Consider the following 4,781-nt stretch of genomic DNA (forward strand, 5'->3'; position numbering starts at 1 on the left):
GTGCGGGGCCGGCGGGCGCGTGGGTGCCGAACGGCTGCCCGGCGACGGGAGCCGGTCCCGGGAACTGCTGTCCGGGAAGTGGGTGTCCGGGGGCGGGGTGAGCGCCGGGGCCGGTGTGCTGCGCGTACCACTGGCGCCACTGCCGCAGGCGGTCGGCGAGGTTCTGGCCGTCCCGCTTGTCCATGTTCCTGAACTCCGCCACCCATCCGGCGACGTACAGGGTGAGGGTTCCCTGAGTCAGTCCGCCCGCCCATCGCAGGTCGGCGATCTCGACGAGAGCGTGTGAGACGAGTCGTTGTCCGGCCCAGCCCTGCGCCCGGAACAGCACGCGGCGGTCTGTGAGGGCGAACACCCCTATGACGCCGTCGTGGTGCGCGACGGCGAGGGCCTGCACGGTCTCGTCGGGCGTCAGCACCTCGGGGAGGCTCTTCACGGAGCCCTTGACCGGGAACCAGAGGCCCTTGATCGCGGCTGCCGCCGCGTCCACGTCGGGCCGGGAGGACTGCATGGACAAAGGAGTGGGTCGCTTTCTCTCGGTCGTCGTCGTGCCGACCCCGGTCGGACGGGCCGTCGCCGGCTGCCGGTAGGAGCGCGGAGCGTGCGGATACGGGATCCGAAGAGGGGGTGGGGCGTGCGAGCGTTGGGACCATCGTCCTGTGCGCCACCGCGAACCCTCCGGTGATCAGAGCTCACTCCGATCCAATCCCTCATCGACGACAATCATAGAGTACGCATTGACGCAGTTCACAGAGAATGTCATGCTCCTCGTGAGCGACACCGCACGACATGGGCACCTTGAGCACAGGGATTAACGACATGAGGCACCTTGAGCGCAGGGGCGTGCATCCGGTGCGGCCGGCCGACTTCCACGACCCACTCGGTGAACCATCGCGCGACGCCACGGTCCGACCGCAGGCGAAGGCGGCACCGGGCATGGAGCACCCCGCCTCACAGGGCGGGCTTCACCCCGGGCACCCAGTCGAATCCGAAACCGTACGCCTGGTCGATCAGTTGCTGGTTCGACAACCACGGCCGCGCGGTGAACCACCGCGCCTCACGCCGGAGTCCGAGGCCGTCCCGTTCCGGCACCAGCGAGGCGATCGCACAGGCGGTGGCTCCGGGCGGGGAGTCGTCGAGGTGGATGCGCCATATGCCGCTCGGCGCGCTCACGGTGACGACTCCTCCCAGCGTGCGGAAGTCGACCGCGCCCTCGTAGAGGTACACGTAGACCAGGAGCCGGACGAACCGGTGCCGATACTCAAGGCTGATGCGGAGAGTCTCCCCGTCGGAGGCCGCGCCGGTGCGATCGTCCTGGTCGAGACTGACATAGGGCCAGGAGGTAAGACTTCCGAACTGGTCGCCGAGGGGCTGCACCGCGGTACCCGTTCCATCACTGGTGAGGACCATGCAGCCCAGGTCGAGGTCGGCCTCGGCGGCGGCCGACCAGTTGAGGTTCACCTGGAGGACGCCTCGCCCCGCGACCTTCGCGTTCGGCGCCCGCTCCGTGAGGTCCACCAGTCGTTTCGGCTGCTCCGGCACCCTCTCCCGAGCCTCGGCCCGCTCTCCCGCTCCCAGACGGATGACTCCCCGTCGGCGACCGTCCCCGCTCACAGCACATCCTCACAGTTCGGCATCAATGATCACATTCCACATGGTTCTGATACATCATCAGGTATGACGTACTATTGCATGAACAGTGAAGAGAGTGTGTAGTCATTCACCGTTCAACCATGCGGCTGGGACATGCGACGCTTCACGCCTCGCGCCCACCGCATGCGGATTCGTACGACAGCCCGGGAACGCCGGGCAGGGGTGAGGAATGTCCGTGGGGGGACGACTCGACAAGAAGGTGACGGCGCGTCACCTCAGGGACGCGGCGCAGGATCCCGCGCTCGCTCCACGCGCCGAAGAGCTGCTCGCGCTGGCGGAGGCACTTGAGTCCGCCGACACCGATGCGCTCGATCCATGGGCCGATCTCGACCTGGTGGGACACTTCGCCCGGCCGGAGAGCATCGCCGAGCCCGCGGCCGACGACCGCGGCACACGGTTCGACGGCACGCTGGACTGGGTTCTGGGAGCCCTGGTCTTCCTGCCCCTGCTCTTCACCTGGGCCGGACTGTGGAAGGCGACCAGCGCCTACGAGGCGCTGGTCGGCGCCGATCCCGAGGCCGCGAGCCGGCCCTTCCTGCAACTGTGGCAGTCCGGCTTCCAGGGGCACCTGGGCGAGTTGTTCCGGTTCGGCCACGTCGCCGTGATCGGATGCCTGTCCCTGGTGACGCTGTTCGCGCTCACGGCGGTGCACGGCTACCGGCGCACGCACGCCGAGCGCCGCGAGGAACAGGCGCAGCGGCTCGCCCGCACAGCCCTCGCCCGGCTGGTTCCGGTCCTCACCCGTGCGCAACTCTGCCTCAACGACCACCGGTTCGCCTCGCCCCAGCGGTTCGCGGCGGAACTCAACTCGGCGGCCGGCCGGATCCAGCGCATGCACACCAAGGCCATCACCACCCAGGAGCAGCTCACACGGGCCGCCGAGCTGGTGGGCAAGGCGATGGAGGAGGCCGGACAGCGCCTGGCCCAGGCGGAGACGTACGTACGACCGCTCGAGGACGCGGCGGCCCGGTTCGAGGAGACCGTGCGTGACAGCGGCACCGCGATCCGGACCGCCGTACGGGAGCTGGACGAACCGCTGTCGCGGGCGGGCGACCGGCTGACGGACGCGGTCAACGGGCAGAGCGGCGTCCTGGACAAGGCCCTGGAGGAGCTGCGGGCGGCCGGGGAGGGCATGCGCGACGTCCTCACCCGTACGGCGGACCGGCTGGAGACGGCGGTCACCGGCAACAGCGACAGTGTCCGCGGCGCGCTGTCGGACACCGCCCAGCGCGTCGAGGACTCCCTGGCGGTACTGGCAGCCTCGCAGCGCGGGTTCACCACCGGCATCGAGGTGGTCGCCGACCTCAACGGCAGGCTCATCAGCGATCTCGGCACGGTGGCCGAACGGACCGGTGAGGCGGCGGAGGCCTCCCGTGAGGCCGTGCTGGACATCGGCGCCCGCAGCAGGGCCCTGCACGAGGCGGCGGACCGCTTCGCCTCCGTCGCCGACGCGCTGGAGCGCGCGGTCCGCGAGGCCGAGACGGCCCGCGCCGGGGCCGAGAGCGCCCGGGCCGAAGCCGAGGCCGCCCGGGTGCGCGCGGAGGAAGCGCTGCGGCGGCTCGAGGAGTCACCTGCCGAGAGCGAGCCCGCGCGGTGAGCCCGGCAGGAACAAGGAGAGGGCCGCGGTTCAACCCCCTGCACCTGGCCGGATGGCTCTTCGCCGACATGCTCCTCGTACTCGCGCTGGTTTCCATGGGAGACCGGGGGGATCCACTGGGGGCCCGGGAGGCCACCCGGCCCTCCCCCTCGCCCAGCGCTTCGGCCGACGCGGAGCCGTCCCCCGAGCCGAGCCCGACGGGGCCGCGGTCCGTGGAACGCAAGCCGGTGAAGTTCAGCGTGGCGGCGGCTCCCGGCGACACCGCTCGCATGGTGAAGCTCCTGCGGGCCGCCACCGCCCGGCACGAGGGCCGCAGCGCCGCCTTCGTGCTCACCTTCGGCCACGCCCGCGAGCCGGGTGACGGCCAGGCGTACGCGGGAGAGGTCAACAGCGCTCTGCGCAAGGCGCGCCCGGAGATGTTCACCGACGCGACCACACGCGACTTCTGGAACGGCGGCGCCTCCGGCACGGCCGACCTGGAGATCTACTTCTACACCGGTTGACGGCCGCGCCGTCCCTCACATTCAGGAGAACCCATGCAGATCCTTCCCTTCTACATGGTGTGCGACGAGTCCGGCTCGATGTCCGGGCTCGGCGTGGACGCCATCAACAAATCCCTGCCCGAGCTGCACCAGGAGATCAGCACGAACCCGAGCGTCGCGGACAAGACCCGCTTCGCCCTGATCGGCTTCTCCACGCAGGCCTCCGTGCTGCAGCCGCTCGCCGACCTGAGCGAGCTGACGCAGCTTCCGGCTCTCTCGGCCGGCGGGGTGACCTCCTTCGGGTCCGCCTTCCGTCTGCTGAGGGACACCATCGAGAAGGACGTCGAGGCTCTCAAGGCCGAGGGCCACGACGTGTACCGGCCGGTGGTGTTCTTCCTCTCTGACGGCATCCCCACGGACGACGACTGGCGTTCCGCGCTCAAGGAGCTGGACGCGGAGAAGTTCCGCTACGCGCCGAAGATCATCGCCTTCGGAATCAGCGACGCCGACGCGGCGATCATCTCGGAGGTGGCCAACTTCAAGGCGTTCATCCAGGAAAACGACAAGGTCAGCCCGGCGGTCGCACTGCGCGAGTTCGCCTCCAGCCTCACCCGGTCCATCGTCAACTCCGCCACCAGCATGGCCGCTCGGGGCGGTGAGGGCTTCCAGCTCCAGGTCGAGGACCAGGTGCCCGGTTTCAGCAGTCTCTCCCTCGACAAGATGTGAGCGGCCCGATGAGTCACGAAGGAATCCACGGAACGGACGGCGGCGCGGGCGGCTTCGGCGTCCCCGCCGGCACCCACGGCGTCGACGGTATCGACGCGCACACCGCGAGCCTGCCTCCGGGGATCATGGCGAATCCCCCGGCCGGCCCGGTGGCGCAGGCCGTTCCCCCGGCGGCGGAGCAGGATCCCCGGACCGAGGAGACTCCCCTGGCGCAGGAGCGCACCGAGCCGTCAGCCGATGCGGCGGGCGAGACGGCAGACGAGTTCCTACGGGGAGTGCCGGAGCACACCGGGAAGCGTCCCCCCACCTATCCGCCCCATCCCCTG

General features: G+C 70.1%; 5 protein-coding genes and 1 pseudogene. 4 read left to right on the plus strand and 2 right to left on the minus strand.

The window, feature by feature from the left end; translation table 11 throughout:
* Both L7D48_RS25935 and L7D48_RS25940 read right to left on the minus strand, forming a co-directional pair.
* Nucleotides 1-508 (minus strand): PH domain-containing protein (locus L7D48_RS25935; RefSeq protein ID WP_237883079.1); only part of this gene is annotated, 508 nt, incomplete at its 3' end.
* Between the two features lie 440 nt (nt 509-948).
* The gene (locus L7D48_RS25940) at nt 949-1,611 is read right to left on the minus strand and encodes a tellurium resistance protein (RefSeq protein WP_237883081.1); all 663 of its coding nucleotides are present in this window, start codon (nt 1,609-1,611) and stop codon (nt 949-951) included.
* A gap of 208 nt (nt 1,612-1,819) precedes the next feature.
* Between L7D48_RS25940 and L7D48_RS25945 the strand changes: the two genes are divergently transcribed.
* The 4 genes and pseudogenes from L7D48_RS25945 to L7D48_RS25960 all read left to right on the plus strand — a co-directional run.
* Nucleotides 1,820-3,247: a hypothetical protein gene (locus L7D48_RS25945; RefSeq protein WP_237883083.1), complete on the plus strand. Its 1,428-nt coding sequence runs from the start codon at nt 1,820-1,822 to the stop codon at nt 3,245-3,247.
* Between the two features lie 68 nt (nt 3,248-3,315).
* On the plus strand, nt 3,316-3,750 hold the full coding sequence (locus tag L7D48_RS25950; protein ID WP_237883087.1) for a hypothetical protein: 435 nt from the start codon (nt 3,316-3,318) through the stop codon (nt 3,748-3,750).
* A 33-nt stretch (nt 3,751-3,783) separates the two neighbouring features.
* The gene (locus tag L7D48_RS25955) at nt 3,784-4,455 is read left to right on the plus strand and encodes a VWA domain-containing protein (protein ID WP_237883085.1); all 672 of its coding nucleotides are present in this window, start codon (nt 3,784-3,786) and stop codon (nt 4,453-4,455) included.
* An 8-nt stretch (nt 4,456-4,463) separates the two neighbouring features.
* Nucleotides 4,464-4,781, plus strand: a pseudogene (locus L7D48_RS25960) (hypothetical protein); the annotation flags it as partial.

This window comes from Streptomyces sp. ICN903 (assembly GCF_022015835.1).
Classification (GTDB): Bacteria; Actinomycetota; Actinomycetes; order Streptomycetales; family Streptomycetaceae; genus Streptomyces; species Streptomyces fenghuangensis.